The following is a 16,531-nucleotide window of genomic DNA, read 5'->3' on the forward strand; positions in this document are numbered from 1 at the left end:
ATTAAATCGCTATTTGACAACCAAAAGGAGCATCATTAAGGGACACATCTCGTTTACTTAAGTTTATTGATGGTTCGCAAAATATAAACCTAGATTCAAATATGAATACCACCATTAAATTAAAAGAACTCTTAAGTTCGCTTCTGCTCCGAATTCGTGAATTGGACATTACCCGTCGTCAATTACTGATGGGTCTCATGCTTACATTTTTATTAGTCGTATTTGGATTTGTTGTTTTAAATTCTGGGCCTTTAGCATCCACTAAAGTGACGACCATTAAAGTCAGCGACCAATCGCTTGCACCTACACTATTTGGAGTAGGAACAATTGAAGCGAGGCGGTCTTATTTGATGGGACCAGTAGTTGCTGGACGCGTTTCAAACGTATATGTAGATGTAGGCAATTTGGTTAAAGAGGGGCAACTACTGGCCGAGATGGATTCTATTGATCTGAATCAGAGAATGATTGCTGCTGAGGCACAAGTGACTGATGCAAAAGCACGTTTACTACTAGCTTCAGAAACGCATAAGCGTTATGTTGAATTGGGTAACAAGAATTTTATTAGTCCAATTGTTGTTGAGGGAAAGTCACAAGAGCTCAATTCAGCAAAAGCGATTGTTCAAAAAACGACCGCTGATTTGGCTGGGCTTAAACAACAAGAGCTTAATATTAAATTAAGGGCTCCAGTAGATGGGATCATTACATCTAGGGATGCCGAGCCAGGCTCAACCGTTATTGCTGGTCAGGCAGTTTTAAAGTTAATCGACCCAACGAGCCTATGGATTAAGACGCGTTTTGACCAAGGCAAGTCAATGGGATTAGCCGTTGGCTTAGATGCAAATGTGATATTGCGCTCTAATCCACATCACCCAATCTCGGGCAAGGTAGTGCGCGTTGAGATGCTCAGTGATAGTGTTGCAGAAGAACGCATCGCCCAAATTGAAATGATAGATATGCCTAAGACTGTTTCAATTGGAGAGATGGCAGAAGTGACATTGCAATTAGCCCCCAGTGAATATGGCCTTAGCTTGCCCAACGCAAGCATTAAAAAGAGGGGTGATGAAACTGGGGTATGGGTGCTCAAGGATGGCAAGCCCCATTTTGCTCGGGTACAAATTGGACAAAACGGCTTAAATGGTCAAGTGGTTATTCTGGGCGGACTTAAGAGTGGTGATGAAGTTGTTCTCTATAGCGATGCTGAAATTAAAGAAGGTCAGCGCATTAAGGTGGTAGATGCTTTGTTAAAGAAATCGCCGTGATTAGTCTAGCGGGTCGTGACATTGCTCATTCTTGGGGTAAGTTTGCTCTAACGGGATTGGGTCTCGGACTGCTAATCGGTGTCACTCTAACAATGGCGGGGGTATATCGAGGTATGGTGGATGATGCCATGGCCCTACTAAACAATAGTGGTGCAGATCTTTGGGTGGTACAAAAAGATACTCAAGGCCCTTACGCTGAAGCATCCAGTATTCGAGATGATTATGTAAGAGGTGTACTAGGGATGCCAGGCGTTGCACGCGCAGCTAACATCACCTATCTCACAATGCAGGTTCGTAAAGGGCAGAGTGATACTAGAGTCATGGTGGTTGGGGTAGAAAGTGGGCAGCTTGGTGAGCCGGCTTATTTGATTTCCGGTCGACATATTGTTCAGTCACACTATGAAGCATTGGCGGATGTTAAAACGGGGTTTGAGCTAAACGACCGCATTCAAATTAAGCGCCATCAGTATCGGGTAGTGGGTTTAACTCGCCGTATGGTCTCATCGGGTGGCGATCCAATGGTATTCATTCCAATTAAAGACGCACAAGAGGCGCAATTTCTAAAGGACAACGATGCGATTCTGAATGATCGCGCCAGAAATATAGCTAATCCGAGTTTGAATCGCCCCATTCCTGGCTTATTGGATGCCATTACAGCATCGCAATCTACCAATCACAGCGTGAATGCCATCCTTGTTCAAATCCAAGCCGGCAGTAGTCCAGAGGAAGTAGCCAAACCAATCCGTCGCTGGAAACATCTTGAGGTGTATACAAGGGCGCAGATGGAAGAAATCCTTGTTGCCAAGTTGATCGCAAATTCCGCAAAACAAATTGGTATGTTTCTAGTGATCTTGGCGGTAGTAAGCGCTGCCATTGTGGCTTTCATTATCTACACCATGACCCTAGGAAAGATTAGGGAGATTGCCGTGTTGAAATTGATTGGCACTCAAAATAGTACTATTGGCAGCATGATTCTGCAGCAAGCCCTTGGCTTGGGGTTAATTGGTTTTGTTGTGGGAAAAACTTCTGCTACTTTTTGGGCGCCGCTGTTTCCAAAGTATGTTTTATTAGAGCCTGTAGACGCAATCATCGGATTCATTTTAGTGATGGTCATATGCGCTTTAGCTAGTACCTTGGCGATTAGAGCTGCTTTGCTGGTAGATCCCGCCCAAGCAATTGGAGGCTGATATGAGTACTTACAGCATTCAATTAGAAGGGCTTAGAAAAACTTACGGACATGGTGACGCTGCTGTAGATGCCCTCAAAAATGTCAATATGCAAATTGCTCCAGGTGAAGTGGTGGGGCTTATTGGCCCATCTGGATCCGGAAAAAGTACGCTACTGAAATGTCTAGGGGCAGTCATTGAGCCCACAGCAGGTCGCATGACTTTGGGTGGTGAAGTGATCTACGAGAATGGTTGGAAGATTAAGGACTTAAGGGCTCTGAGAAGAGACAAAATTGGCTTTATTTTTCAAGCGCCTTACTTAATTCCCTTTCTGAACGTGACGGATAACGTGGCGCTTTTACCTATGCTTGCGGGGGTGCCAAACAATATTGCTAGAGCGCGCGCTAGAGAGTTGCTAGAGGCTTTAGATGTTGCACATCGGGCTAATGCTAACCCATCAGAATTATCCGGTGGAGAGCAGCAACGCGTCTCTATTGCAAGAGCATTAGCCAATAGACCACCCGTAATTTTAGCCGACGAACCGACAGCTCCTTTAGATAGCGAAAGAGCCTTAGGAGTGATGGGGATCTTAAATCAAATGGCCAGCCAATATCAGACTGCAATTATTGTGGTTACCCATGATGAAAAAATTATCCCTCTATTTAAGCGAATTTACGCTATTAGAGATGGGCAAACTATTGAGGAATCTAGATAGGAATTCATGATTAATTTCCGAGGCAAGAAAATTCACCTTAGGTCGTTATCCCCAGTTTTCCAAACGAGCGTTACTTAAAGTAACGCTCGTAATGCTAATAAAAGAACCCTTTTGAGCAACGAAGTGTTAGATGGTTGCTCCAAAATCCTTTGGTTTTGAAAACCAAAGAGTGAACCAGCGTTTCTTGCGATCTCGTTAAATTAGTCACACAAACGCTTACACACCGATAATCATGCGACGTAAGCTCTTGAAATCCTAGTGGTTTTCTTTGGATATCTGCTCTCATAATCCTTTGGTCCCAGGTTCAAGTCCTGGTGGGCCCACCAATGAAATTAACGACTTAGGGAGAAATTCCTAAGTCGTTTTTCTTTCTGAGGCACAAAATATGTAAGTAATCGCTATACATATTCCACTGCAACCCCAACAAAAAATATGTCTGCCAGTCGAGGCATGAGCTACTGATTGATTGTGGTGTGTAGATGTTGATGGACTGCTTGCCGGTAAATGCAGGCCTTAGGCTGGTAAATTGTTGGTTTTTAAGGGGCCGCAAAGGATTCGTATGAGACTTTTAGTTAAGCATTGATCCGGCAATGCCTCAATAATATAAAATCTTTATAAGCAAATTATGGCTCGGCTAATACCCGCCTTATCTAATTTTTCTGTGGAGTCACTGTGCCCAATAAAACTAATGAATTTATTCTCTGGCTGCTGGTAGCTCTTTCTGTCGCCCTTTCCGTAATTGGTGCAATGCCATCTGCAGCTAGTATTGCAGGTAGCCTAAGTATTGTTGGTACGCTTGCTCGACTCCTGTTTGCGTTAATACATGGATCCCAGAGATTGGGTTGGCGCAAGCTTAGTATGTTGTTTGCTATCACCTGCGTTGTCAGTTGGTGCTACGAATCAATGAGTATCGCAACGGGATTCCCTTTTGGGCACTATGTATATACGGCAGAATTAGGCCCAAAATTGGGAGCAGTTCCCGTGATGATCATGCCAGCCTATTTCGGCGTGTGTTACCTCGCCTGGGTTTTAGCCCATGTGCTTTTAGATAAGCTGGATCGACAAATTGATTCATCTTCGCTGTTTGCCATTCCTGTTATTTCTGCTTTTATTATGGTGATGTGGGATATGAGCATTGATCCAGCATCATCGACAGTCAAGCATGAGTGGATTTGGCAAGATGGGGGCAGCTACTTTGGGGTTCCCTTTTCTAATTTCCTTGGCTGGTTTCTCTGCGTCTATACCGTCTTTCAATTCTGGGCCATCTATTTAATCCGCGCAAAACAGGTAGAGCATTGCCCCTTGGATAGCCATAAGTCGAGCTGGTATCTTCCTATTGTCCTATATGGGTCTATTTTTCTTCAGCCCATTATGGCCGCGGCTTTGACAGCAAATGGCACCGTTACGGATGCGAGCTCTCAAGTTTGGTCTTTAAAAGCGCTATATGAATCTTTGGGGCTCGTATCCATGTTTACGATGCTTTTTGTGGTCTGCTTAGCTTTTTTCAAGGTGCACAGTAATTCAAAGTTACGCTAAGAAAATGGCCACCTTGTTTTATCTATTTCGATTGCCTCAATGGACTCTTATTCAAAATAAAACTCACTGCACATTTACTTCATACTGATACGGACCGCACCTACCCTCATAATCTCTTGGCGTTACTTTAAATAGCTGCTAGGCAACTTTTTTATTACCTCTTTAAGGTACGGCTATTGCACGCGATATTATTTTTTGATGCCAGTAATTTCTGTCGCATATTTAAGTATTGTTTCGCTTAAAGATGCTCGAGGCCCTTGGTTTGACCAAATCAGCCCTATTGTTCTTGCTGGGACTGGAGGAGGTAGCACCATTTTTATAATTTTCAGACCCTCTTGCCAGGGGCCTGACCAGTTTGGTACTAATGCAACCCCTAAGCCTTGATTCACAAATGCAGCAATTGCATTAAGGGAATCAATTTCAATTCTCTCATTAGGTTTAATTTTGCGACTTCTTAGGTAATTATCAGCGAGCTGGCCACCCCACATTCCTCTGTCATAACGTATAAAAGGTTCAGTCCTCAGTAATTCGATTGGGTCTTGTCCGATAAATCCCTCGGGAGCAAGTACCAATAACTCTTCATCAATAATCGGACTCCATGTACATGACTTTGGTAATTCAAATTGTGGCTCAACAATAAACGCAGCATCCAATACTCTTGTGGAAACCTTGTGATAGAGGTGGCTAGATGTCCCTGGTTCAATATGTATTGCTAATTTAGGAAATTGAGAAAACAGTTTTTTAAGCAAGGGCGGCAGAATGCTGGTGAGGGCTGTCACACTAACTCCTAGTTGAAGCTCGCCAATGGGCTCATCATTGCTAGCATTTGCTTGCAGATCTCTTACGCCTCTTAGAAGCTCACGTGCTTGGGTAAGGATTTTCAGGCCAGATTCAGTGGGAACTACGGTTCTGCCCGATCGTCTAAATATCTCAGTGCCTAAAAATTCCTCTAATGCCTTTACCTGGGCTGCTATGGCGGCGGGGGTTAAATCTAGGCGCCTCGCAGCCTCAGCCATTGACCCACAGTCTGCAATAGTGACGAATGTATGTAGATATTTGGTGTCCATCAGAAGATAATTTTATTACCTTTTAAAGATACATTTATATAGTTTTTCTTTTTTATTTTCAATCTTAGACTCTAAGAACCATTAAAAAAGAGGTTGCTTATGAGAAATGTTGGATTTTGGTTTATTAGGTTAATAGGCATCTTTATTTTGGGATTTTCAGTGGCGCAGGTCGGCGCCCAAACTTATCCAGATAAACCAGTTCGATTGCTTGTTGGATTTGCCCCTGGTGGCGCAGCGGATATCGTAGCCCGACAAATTGGCGCAAAAATGAGTCAGCAAACGGGTCAGCAGTTTGTGGTGGATAACAAACCTGGCGCTACAGGAACCGTAGCTGCTGCAAATTTAGCGTCTTCACCTCCTGATGGATACGCCTTAATGTTGGCTTCTCAATCAACAATGGTGATTGCGCCAAGCATGTACAAAATGCTACCTTTTGATCCGCTTGTAGATTTCAAGCCAATTAGCATGTTGGTTTCATTGCCAATGGTTGTAGTGGTCAATTCCGATATGCCGGTTAAGTCTTTAAAAGATTTAATTGCTTTGGCTAAGAAAGACAAGGGGAATTTTGCTTATGCCTCAAGTGGAGTCGGTGGCCCACAGCATATAGCGACTGAATTGCTATTAAGCATGACGGGGGTGGATATGAATCACGTACCCTACAAGGGCGAATCAAGCGCTTTAACTGATGTGATGGGGGGTCAAGTTCCATTCATGTTTTCAAATGTTGCAGCCGCTATGCCAATGGTTGCCACGGGGAAATTAAGGGTTCTTGCCATTAGTAGCGCAAAGCGTAGCCCAAATTACCCAGATATCCCAACTGTGAACGAGGCTCTGGGGTTAACAGGATTCGAGGTATTAACCTGGTACGGATTATTCGCTCCAGCAAAAACATCCAATCAGATTATTAATAAGATTTATATCGAGGCAGCAAACGCCCTAAAGAATCCAGCAATGAAATCGAAGCTAAATGAAGAGGGTTATACAGTTGTGGGTAGCAATCCAGAGCAATTTTCTGGGTTCATTAAATCTGAATCCGCCCGTTGGGTAAAAGTTATTAAATCAGCCAACATTACTGCAGACTAAAATATGCTCGAGCTAAACGAAAAGAAAATTATTGGAACAGTGATTCGTCTTCATTCGGCGGATAACATAGTTATTGCTAGAACCGATGTTTCAATTGGTCAAAAAGTAGACTCAGAAAATTTCATATCAAAGAGTCAGGTGCCAGCAGGGCACAAAATTGCCGCTAGAGATATTAAGGCTGGTGAACCCATAATGAAATACAGCGTATGTATAGGATTTGCGGCCGTTGACATTGCGGCGGGTAGCTATGTTCATTCGCATAATGTGCTGTTTCAAGAGTTTGATCGTGATTACGCTTATGGGAAGGACTATATAAAGACAAGCTATGTAGATAACGAAGCGCAAGCTCGTTTCATGGGATATTTACGCGATGATGGCAAAGTGGGGACTCGTAACTTTATTGGGATTCTTTCTACAGTAAATTGCTCGGCAACTGTAGTTCATAAAGTTGCTGAATATTTCACTAAAGAGCGACTTAAAGACTTTCCGAATATTGATGGAGTGGTTGGATTAACTCACGGGCTAGGCTGTGGCATGGAGATGAGCGGCGAGCCAATGGATCTCCTGCGAAGAACTATTGGTGGGTATGCTCGTCATCCCAATTTTGCAGGAACCTTGCTAATTGGTTTAGGGTGCGAGAGAAATCAACTTTCAGGGTTGGTAGCACAAGAAGGTCTTTCTGTAAGTAATCGCTTTAAAACATTCATCATGCAAGAGTCCGGTGGCACGAGAGTCACAATTGAGGCGGCAATCAAAGAAGTTGAGAAGATGCTGCCAGAAGCAAATCTTGCAGCACGACAATCATTACCCGTGAGTGAATTAAAGATTGGCTTGCAATGCGGGGGTTCTGATGGATTCTCATCCATTACCGCTAATCCCGCCCTTGGCGCTGCAATGGATATTTTGGTGCGTCACGGTGGGACGGCAATTCTTTCTGAAACTCCAGAGATCTATGGGGTAGAACATACCTTAACTCGAAGAGCGCAAAGCAGGGTAGTTGGCGAGAAATTGATTGAGAGAATTAAATGGTGGAAAGAGGACTACTCCACTGGTAGAGATGTGCAAATTAATGGCGCGGTTAGCCCCGGAAATCAAGTTGGTGGCCTTGCTAATATCTTTGAAAAATCACTAGGTTCCTCCATGAAGGGTGGAACTTCTGGCCTTATGGAGGTATACAAATATGCTGAGTCAGTTAGTCAGCATGGTTTGGTATTTATGGATACACCAGGTTTTGATCCAGTTTCCGCTACCGGTCAGATAGCTGGTGGAGCAAACTTAATTATGTTTACCACTGGGAGGGGTTCTATGTTTGGTGCAAAACCCGTGCCATCTATTAAGTTAGCTACAAACACGCCAATGTATAACAGACTTACTGAAGATATGGACTTAAATTGCGGTGTAATTCTAGATGGCATCGAAACACTTGAAGAGACTGCAGGGAAAATATTTGATTTGATGATTCAAGTAGCGTCAGGAGAGAAAACCAAAAGCGAGCTGCTTGGGCTTGGTGATCATGAGTTTGTGCCCTGGAATATTGGCATCATGAGCTAACTACTAGAAAACATAAAATGAATAAATTAAATAAACTTAAAGGTGTCTTTTCACCAGTACTCACACCATTTAATGGGGATTACACGGTTGATTCCGATCGTTTTGTAAAACATTGTAAGTGGCTCATTAATCAAGATGTTGGTTTGGCAATATTTGGAACTAATTCTGAGGCAACCTCCCTATCGGTTGATGAAAAAATTAGTTTATTAGATGAGTTGATTGGTTCTGGGTTGTCGCCAGAGCGAATGATGCCAGGTGTTGGAAGTTGCTCATTGCCAGATACCGTAAGAATGACAAAGCATGTGGTTAGCGTGGGTTGTGCGGGTGTATTGATGCTTCCCCCGTTCTACTTAAAAACGTTAGTGATGAAGGTTTATATCGTTATTTTTCTGATGTAATCGAGAGCGTTGGCGATAATCGCTTGCGAGTCTATCTGTACCATATTCCGCCAGTGTCGCAAACACCCATTACCTTGTCACTAATTGAGAGATTGCTGAAGAAGTATCCTCGATCCATCGCTGGTATTAAAGATAGCTCTGGGGACTGGAGTAATACGGAGGCGATGTTAAAAGAATTTCAACCTGAGGGTTTTGATGTTTTCGCAGGTAGCGAAACCTTTCTACTTAAAAATATGCAGGCCGGCGGCGCTGGTTGCATAACAGCTACTGGAAATGTAAATCCTGGGCCAATTGTTAAGCTCTATCGAGAGTGGCAATACCAAGACGCTTTGAAGCAACAGCAGGATTTGGATTCTCTCCGCTCGGTATTTGCGAGGCTTCCAATGATTGCCGCAATGAAAGCGGCAATTGCTTGGAAAACTGGTAGGGATGATTGGCGAGTAGTTCGTCCACCTCTGGTAGAGCTATCTGATGAGCAGTCCAAACAGTTGGAAGAGGGGCTTTCCAATGTTCGCTTTGAATTGCCTAATGCATTAAATCTTGTTTAGTTTTGGAGTGTAATAAATAGCCGCACAATTAAAAAATAATTTTTACAAAAGGAGATAAACAAATGAATGTTGTCTATAAAAAAATTGCAATTGGATTAGCCGCTGGCTTACTTGCCACATCCGCCTACTCTGGAACCTATGTTTACATTTCCAATATTGAAGATGCGGATATAACAGCATACGAGCTGACTACAGAAGCGAGTCCCCACTTAAATTCTATTGGGCGCTTTCCTGCCGGAAAATTTGTGATGCCAATGGCGACATCACCAGATGGCAAAAATTTGTACGCATCAGTTCGCTCTAAACCTTTTTCTCTATATATGTATCAAATTGACCAGGGAACTGGTCAATTGAAGTGGATGGGCGCAATTCCATTGCCTGATAGCATGGTTAATGTTTCTACCGATAAAACTGGTAAATGGCTATTAGCTACTTCTTTTGGTGGGCATAACAATAGCGTTAGTCAAATTCAAGCAAATGGCTATGTCAATCCCGTTCCTGCGGAAGCTTTTCAAAGTGGGGGAAAAAATCCTCACTCCATCGTATTTGATCAGTCAAATAAGTTTGTCTATGTACCCCAACTAGGCACTGATGAAATCAAAGTTCACACTTTTAATGCATCTCAGCCAAAACCTCTGTCGGAAACTGCAGTCTCAGTAGCCCTTCAAAAACAACAAGGGCCAAGACATATTGTAATTTCAGCTGATAATAAATTTGCCTATGTCATCACCGAGATGACTGGTGAGGTCATTGTCTTCACAAGAGATATTAAAACGGGGATGCTCACTCAAATTCAGGCTGCTTCAAGTCTTCCTGTCGATTCCAAACTGGTGCCTGGAAGACCGAGACCTCCAACTGGATCGCCAGAAGCAACTGCATTTGATGACTCCAATATGATTTTCTCCGCTGAAATTAAATTGACCCCTAATGGTAAGTTCCTCTACACCTCGGAGAGAACTAAGAGTACTTTAAGTGGGTTCGAAGTGGACCCTCAAACGGGTAAGGTAAAGTATTTATTTACCATTCCTACTGAAGAGTTGCCTAGGGGTTTTAATATTGACCCAAGCGGACAATTTTTAGTTGCTGCTGGACAAAAGTCTGAAAAGGTTTCACTTTATTCAATTAATCAAGCTACTGGTGAACTTAATCTTATTGAGAGGGTGCCAGGGGGTAAAGGTGCGAATTGGGTGACGTTTGTTAAGACAAAATAGTAAATTTCTAAATGCTTAGCTAATTTATGCATAAGTTTTATTGAGGAGAGTATCTTTTTTGACTTTAGCCACCTTCGGGTGGCTTTTTTATGAGCGTTACTTAAAGTAATGCCGCTTTGTAGTAAAGCTCAGGGCACATTTACTTAAACACCGTTACTGACCGATCGTAGCCCCCTCTTTATGGGGATCCATCCAGGGCTCCTGCTCTCATAATCCTTTGGTTCTAGGTTCAAGTCCTGGCGGGCCCACCAGAAAAGAAAATACTAACCTTTGGGCTGGTATTTTTTAGTACACATTGATTGAAGCTCTATTGCCCCGATGCGAATAGGCTGCGCAATAATTGATGGATTCAGTAGAATTGAGCACTAATGCGCTCTCTTACTAATGTCAATTTCGATCAAATGACTAAGCCCGACTTTCTCCAGTATGATCCGTGGCCATCGGCGCAGGTTCTGCTGAACGCCTTGGAGAGCTCGGCGCTGATTACACGTACCGTCATTAGTAATCTGAGCAAAGGGCAGGAAACTGTCTCTATTTCATCTAATTTAAACCCCCCTCATTGGGAGTTTGGTCACCTCATTTGGTTTCAAGAGTTTTGGGTGCATCGACACAGGGCTCCATCTAACCCGTCCTTTCTTCCGCATGCAGATGCTTTATTTAATTCATCTGGAATCGTTCATGATGATCGCTGGCAAGTTCAATTACCATCAATTGATATACTCCAGAATTACTTTTCAGATGTGACCGAACGGTCTCATGCCATTCTCAGATCAGGATCTTTGACTCCTGAACAAGCCTATTTTTTGCAGTTGGCGATTTTTCATCAAGATATGCACAACGAAGCATTTGCCTATACATGGCAGCATTTGGCATATGCATGGCCGGTTGAGAGGGGGCCAGAAGTTGCTTTGCTGCAGACGGATAGCTTAGAGCCGACTTATATTGATATGCCTGCAAGCCAAATTCAACTGGGGTCAGCTCCACATTCAGGCTTTATTTTTGATAATGAAAAATGGCAGCACAAAGTGGCGGTTCCCCATTTTTCCATTTCTAGTGATGCGGTAAACAATGGGCAGTATTTAGAGTTTTTAGAGGCGCATCGAGATTCGGGCATGAGCCCATTGGTGAGTCCGCCATTGCATTGGAAACAAGAGGGCGGTCGGTGGTATGAAAGATCGTTTCATCAGTGGCTGGCAATGGATTTGCGGGCGCCTGTGCGACATATTTCCGCTCAAGATGCTGAGCGGTATTGTTTGTGGCGTGGCCTTCGCCTGCCTAACGAGCATGAGCTCACCGCATTAATGCTGTCTTCCCCTGCAAATTGGCGTCACTCAGGCTTATGGGAGTGGACTAGTAGTATTTTTATGCCTTTTGCAGGATTTAGCCCTGATCCTTATCAAGATTACTCAAGCCCTTGGTTCGATGGTAGCTATCGCGTTTTAAAGGGCTGGAGTTCTTACACCCCAGAGTATTTGCGACGTCCACAGTTCAGAAATTTTTATTTACCCTCTAGAAGCGATCACTTTTGTGGTTTTCGCACCTGTTTGGCATAAATTAGGTAAGCTCATACTCTTGCCTGCCCATCTTCTTACTTTTAAATTGAGCTCTTCAACATGACATACAACGGTCGTCTTACCTCCCTCTCTCATGGCGGGGGCTGTGGTTGCAAAATTGCTCCAGGCATATTGAGCGATATTCTAAAATCCTCTCCTATTCGCCAGATACCCGCTGCACTTCTTGCGGGCTCTGATAACAATGAGGATGCTGCTGTTTATCAAATCAACGAACATCAAGCGATCGTGGCGACCACCGATTTCTTTATGCCTATTGTTGATGACCCCTATCAATTTGGGCGTATTGCGGCAACGAATGCTATTTCAGATATTTACGCTATGGGAGCCCAACCCCTGTTCGCCTTGGCGCTATTAGGCATGCCAATTAATGTGCTTCCCTTAGAAGTGATTCAGCAGATCACTGCTGGTGGTGAATCAGTCTGTGCAGAAGCTGGAATCATGATTGCTGGTGGCCACTCAATCGATACTGTAGAGCCCATCTATGGCTTGGTCGCAATTGGAGTGGTTGATCCTAAAAAGCTCAAGCGTAATAGCGGCGCAAAGTTAGGAGATAGCATTATCCTCAGCAAACCCTTGGGTGTGGGTATTCTCTCTGCTGCACTAAAAAAAGAACAGCTATCTGATTCTGCTTACCAGGAGATGATTGCCTTAACGACTAAGTTGAATAAACCTGGTGTAGCGCTATCTCAACTGGATAGCGTACATGCACTCACGGATGTGACGGGATTTGGCTTAGCAGGACACTTATTAGAACTATGCCGAGGCGCAAAGCTATCAGCCCAGATTCAGTGGGACTCTATTCCAGTTATCTCTGAGGCGGTCAAGCTTGTTAAAGAGGGTGTCTTTACTGGTGCATCTCCACGTAACTGGCTTGGCTATGGCCATGAAATTTCGATGGCTTCCCATTTAGATGCTTGGCAACAAAATCTCTTGTCTGATCCCCAAACCAGCGGGGGTTTATTAATCTCTTGCAGCCCAGAAGCTACTGAGCAAGTATTAGAAATTCTCAGAGCAGATGGATTTGCTCAAGCTCAACAAATAGGTCACTTTACTCAAGGCTCAGGCGTTTCTGTAGCCTAAGTTCTACTTTTTTCGTTCAATAGAAAGCATCCATTCCAAATGAAACTCAATACATTGAAATTTTCTTTAAGCCTAGTTTTGGCTATGCTTTTCGGGAGCGTGCTGACGCTTCCAGCTCACGCACAAGCTGTCTTGCGCGTCTCCGCGATTCCAGATGAATCGCCAACCGAGCTGCAAAGAAAATTTCTCCCATTAGGTGAATATCTTTCCAAAGAGACTGGCATGAAAGTCGAATTCATACCTGTGACTGACTATGCTGCAGTAGTTGAGGCTCTGGCAACTAATAAAATCGATATGGCTTGGCTGGGAGGGTTTACTTATATCCAGGCAAAAATTCGTACGAATGGCGCCGTCAAGCCCATCATTCAGCGTCTTGAGGATGAAAAATTTACCAGTAAATTTATTATTCCTGAAGGTAGCTCAGCAAAGATTTTGGCTGACTTAAAAGGCAAGACCTTTGCCTTTGGTTCGCCATCATCCACCTCGGGTCACTTGATGCCGCGTTTTTATTTAATGAAGGCAGGCATTAATCCAGACAAAGACTTTAAGAGTATTGCTTTTTCAGGAGCTCATGACGCAACGATCGCCTTTGTCGCGAGTGGTAAAGCAGATGCTGGCGCTTTAAATGCATCCGTTTGGGACAAATTATCGGATGCTAAAAATCCCAATACCGAAAAAGTCAAAGTGCTATATACAACGCCACCGTACCATGATTACAACTGGACGGTACGAGGCGGTTTAGATGCAGCGCTGACAAAAAAAATTAGCGATGCTTTTTTAAAGTTAAGCGCTAACGATCCCGCTCAAAAAGAATTAATGGATCTTCAGAGGGCTAGTAAATATCTTCCTACCAAGTCATCTAACTATGATGAAATCGAAAAGGCTGCTATCGGTGCTGGTTTGATTAAGTGAAAAAAATAGCATTTTCATTTAAGAATGTTAGCTTTAGCCATAGCAATGGCAAAGAGGCGCTAAAAAATATCAACATTAGCGCCTCGGCTGTGGAGTCTATTGCGATTATTGGATCATCAGGTTCCGGCAAAACTAGCTTTCTGAACTTAATTGCAACTTCACTGCGGCCAAGCACTGGGTCGATAACAGTATTCAATGTTGATCCATGGGCGATTTCAAAAGGGCAGCTACAGCGTTTACGCTCCCAAATAGGCTTAGTGCATCAAGCAGCCCCTATCCCGCCAAGACAAAGAGTGATCACCGCAGTCTTGGCTGGTCGCCTTGGCCAGTGGCCACTCTGGAAGTCTTTGTTATCGTTAATCTACCCAGTAGATATTGCAGGTCCTCAGCTATGTTTACAAAAACTCGATCTAGCGGACCGCCTCTTTGATCGTTGTGATCGCCTATCTGGAGGTCAACTGCAAAGGGTGGGTGTCGCGCGCGTGCTGTATCAAAAGCCGCATTTATTGCTAGCTGATGAGCCGGTATCAGCAATGGATCCCGTGCTTTCCGATTTAACGATTCAGTGTCTTTTAGAGGATGCTCGCACTAGAGATGCCTGTTTTGTAGCTAGCCTACATGCGGTGGATATTGCTTTACGGTGGTTCCCAAGAATTATTGGGCTACGAGATGGAGAAGTCTTTTTTGACTTACCGGCATCTGAAGTAAGCGAGAGTTTGCTACAACAGTTATATGCAGCCGAGCGAGGCATTTTACCCAAACAAGGCATTGCAAATTTACAGTGATGAACGTGTCACATCATTCTAGGGATCCTGAAGCACTCAAACGTTTTTTGGTGATGTGTGTCGCACTAGCTATCTTGTGGCCAATGATGCAATTGGCACAGTTTGATGTATTTGCATTATTTGAAGATCGCAACCTTCAAGTTTTTACCAACTTCTTAATTCAGTTTTTCCCGCCGAATCTGCAATTATCATTTTTGGCTTTAGTGCTAAAGGCTACTTTAGAAACTTTAGCCATGGCAACAGCAGGTATCGCCTTGGCAATGCTGATGGCAATCCCGCTGGGCTTAATTATTACTTATAGCCTATCTATTTCACGTATTGGCCCGGCCTCAGGGCATCAAATCGCTAGGTTTGGTAGATACCTTGCTCGAATGCTGATGTTATTGCTCAGAGGTATTCCAGAAATTGTATGGGCCTTACTGTTGGTCAGAGTATTTGGTTTAGGTCCAATCGCAGGCGTATTAGCAATCGCCATTACCTATGGTGGCATGCTAGCAAAAGTGTATTCCGAAATTTTGGAGACTGAAAATACCTTGCCCGCTAGAGCCTTGCTGATGTTGGGTAGTGGCCGTATCAATGCATTTTTATATGGGCTATTGCCGGGTGCTTCACAAGAGCTAGCCTCTTACACCATCTATCGCTGGGAATGTGCAGTGAGAGCCTCAGTCGTAATGGGTTTTGTGGGTGCTGGCGGTTTAGGCCAGTTAATGGACCAGTCGATGAAGATGCTCAATGGCGGTGAGGTATCTACCATCCTGATCATGTTTTTGTTACTTGTTTTACTCGCAGACTATATCAGCCTCATTATTCGTAGGCAGCTTGCATGAACTACGAACCAGCTCGCAAATTTTGTTTTAAGTGTCTCATGACGCTTGCACTCATCATATTTTGTATTGTGGGAAGCTTTGCTTATCTTTCGCTCAATCCATTGGCGCTGTTCACTCAACAAGCGATCACTGATATTGTCATCTATACAGCGCGCTTTTTTCCACCAGATTTCTCGCCATCATTTTTACAAAAGGTTTGGATTGGTGTATTACAGACTTTAGCTATTTCTGCCTTAGCAACTTTATTAGCGGCAATTGCCGGCCTTTTTTTGGCGCTACCAGCTGCTGGGCAGTTTGGCCATAGTGCAAAAGTGGCGACCCGTTTTTTCTTAAATTTTCTTCGCTCGGTGCCAGAACTTGTGTGGGCGGTATTAATGGTGTTGGCAGTGGGTTTAGGACCATTTGCGGGAACTTTAGCGCTTGCCTTGCATACCACGGGCGTACTGGGTCGTTTGTTTGGTGAGACTCTAGAAAATCATTCTCCTAATGCAACGCATGCTCTCAGATTGGCTGGAGCGAGTCATGTTCAAGCATTTATCTATGGGGCTTTTCCGGGGATTTACTCCCAACTGCTTTCTTACAGTCTTTATCGTTGGGAGATGAACATACGCATGGCGACGATATTGGGATTTGTAGGCGCAGGGGGCCTTGGACAGATTTTGTACTATGAGCTCTCTTTATTACATGAGCAGCAAGCCTCAACGGTGATCATGGCAATGCTGGTATTAGTCATTGGCGTAGATATGATTAGTAATAAACTTCGCAGGGTGCAAATGCACAGCCTTGGCTAAACCCTGGCATATAAAAAAGGAATATTGA

14 protein-coding genes and 1 pseudogene are annotated in these 16,531 nt (G+C 43.8%); 14 read left to right on the forward strand and 1 reads right to left on the reverse strand.

Going from position 1 to position 16,531, the window contains the following annotated elements; translation table 11 throughout:
* Positions 1 to 101 precede the first annotated feature (101 nt).
* From ICN42_RS07670 to ICN42_RS07685, 4 genes are all read left to right on the forward strand, one after another.
* The gene (locus ICN42_RS07670; RefSeq protein ID WP_216253066.1) at positions 102 to 1,259 is read left to right on the forward strand and encodes an efflux RND transporter periplasmic adaptor subunit; all 1,158 of its coding nucleotides are present in this window, start codon (positions 102 to 104) and stop codon (positions 1,257 to 1,259) included.
* The gene (locus ICN42_RS07675) at positions 1,256 to 2,446 is read left to right on the forward strand and encodes an ABC transporter permease (RefSeq protein WP_216253067.1); all 1,191 of its coding nucleotides are present in this window, start codon (positions 1,256 to 1,258) and stop codon (positions 2,444 to 2,446) included. The genes ICN42_RS07670 and ICN42_RS07675 overlap by 4 nt, the downstream gene beginning before the upstream one ends.
* 1 nt (position 2,447) lies before the next feature.
* Positions 2,448 to 3,140, forward strand: coding sequence for an ABC transporter ATP-binding protein (locus tag ICN42_RS07680; protein ID WP_216228698.1), 693 nt, complete (start codon positions 2,448 to 2,450; stop codon positions 3,138 to 3,140).
* A gap of 672 nt (positions 3,141 to 3,812) precedes the next feature.
* Entirely contained in the window at positions 3,813 to 4,676 is an 864-nt protein-coding gene (locus ICN42_RS07685) for a carotenoid biosynthesis protein (RefSeq protein WP_216253068.1), read from the forward strand.
* Between the two features lie 188 nt (positions 4,677 to 4,864).
* Here ICN42_RS07685 and ICN42_RS07690 read toward each other — a convergent pair whose 3' ends face one another.
* Entirely contained in the window at positions 4,865 to 5,743 is an 879-nt protein-coding gene (locus ICN42_RS07690) for a LysR family transcriptional regulator (protein WP_216253070.1), read from the reverse strand.
* A 99-nt stretch (positions 5,744 to 5,842) separates the two neighbouring features.
* On the opposite strand from ICN42_RS07690, the gene ICN42_RS07695 reads away from it, so the two are divergent.
* The 10 genes and pseudogenes from ICN42_RS07695 to phnE all read left to right on the forward strand — a co-directional run bounded on the left by ICN42_RS07695 (position 5,843) and on the right by phnE (position 16,503).
* Positions 5,843 to 6,826, forward strand: coding sequence for a tripartite tricarboxylate transporter substrate binding protein (locus ICN42_RS07695; protein ID WP_216253072.1), 984 nt, complete (start codon positions 5,843 to 5,845; stop codon positions 6,824 to 6,826).
* A 3-nt stretch (positions 6,827 to 6,829) separates the two neighbouring features.
* Positions 6,830 to 8,377: a UxaA family hydrolase gene (locus ICN42_RS07700; protein WP_216253075.1), complete on the forward strand. Its 1,548-nt coding sequence runs from the start codon at positions 6,830 to 6,832 to the stop codon at positions 8,375 to 8,377.
* A gap of 17 nt (positions 8,378 to 8,394) precedes the next feature.
* Positions 8,395 to 9,323 (forward strand): annotated as a pseudogene (locus ICN42_RS07705) (dihydrodipicolinate synthase family protein).
* Positions 9,324 to 9,385: 62 nt separating this feature from the next.
* Positions 9,386 to 10,534 carry a beta-propeller fold lactonase family protein gene (locus ICN42_RS07710; RefSeq protein ID WP_216253076.1) on the forward strand — a complete coding sequence of 383 codons (1,149 nt, stop codon included), beginning with the start codon at positions 9,386 to 9,388 and terminating at the stop codon, positions 10,532 to 10,534.
* Positions 10,535 to 10,902: 368 nt separating this feature from the next.
* Positions 10,903 to 12,087 carry an SUMF1/EgtB/PvdO family nonheme iron enzyme gene (locus tag ICN42_RS07715; RefSeq protein WP_216253093.1) on the forward strand — a complete coding sequence of 395 codons (1,185 nt, stop codon included), beginning with the start codon at positions 10,903 to 10,905 and terminating at the stop codon, positions 12,085 to 12,087.
* A 60-nt stretch (positions 12,088 to 12,147) separates the two neighbouring features.
* The gene (selD, locus tag ICN42_RS07720) at positions 12,148 to 13,188 is read left to right on the forward strand and encodes a selenide, water dikinase SelD (RefSeq protein ID WP_216253095.1); all 1,041 of its coding nucleotides are present in this window, start codon (positions 12,148 to 12,150) and stop codon (positions 13,186 to 13,188) included.
* Between the two features lie 39 nt (positions 13,189 to 13,227).
* Positions 13,228 to 14,100, forward strand: a complete 873-nt coding sequence (locus ICN42_RS07725; protein WP_216253097.1) for a putative selenate ABC transporter substrate-binding protein — start codon at positions 13,228 to 13,230, stop codon at positions 14,098 to 14,100.
* The gene (locus ICN42_RS07730; RefSeq protein ID WP_370626018.1) at positions 14,097 to 14,885 is read left to right on the forward strand and encodes a phosphonate ABC transporter ATP-binding protein; all 789 of its coding nucleotides are present in this window, start codon (positions 14,097 to 14,099) and stop codon (positions 14,883 to 14,885) included. The genes ICN42_RS07725 and ICN42_RS07730 overlap by 4 nt, the downstream gene beginning before the upstream one ends.
* Entirely contained in the window at positions 14,885 to 15,712 is an 828-nt protein-coding gene (locus ICN42_RS11945) for an ABC transporter permease (RefSeq protein ID WP_255539321.1), read from the forward strand. Before ICN42_RS07730 ends, ICN42_RS11945 begins: the two co-directional genes overlap by 1 nt.
* Entirely contained in the window at positions 15,709 to 16,503 is a 795-nt protein-coding gene (gene phnE / locus ICN42_RS11950) for a phosphonate ABC transporter, permease protein PhnE (RefSeq protein ID WP_216253100.1), read from the forward strand. The genes ICN42_RS11945 and phnE overlap by 4 nt, the downstream gene beginning before the upstream one ends.
* Positions 16,504 to 16,531 lie beyond the last annotated feature (28 nt).

Source organism: Polynucleobacter sp. 71A-WALBACH (assembly GCF_018882365.1).
GTDB lineage: Bacteria > Pseudomonadota > Gammaproteobacteria > Burkholderiales > Burkholderiaceae > Polynucleobacter.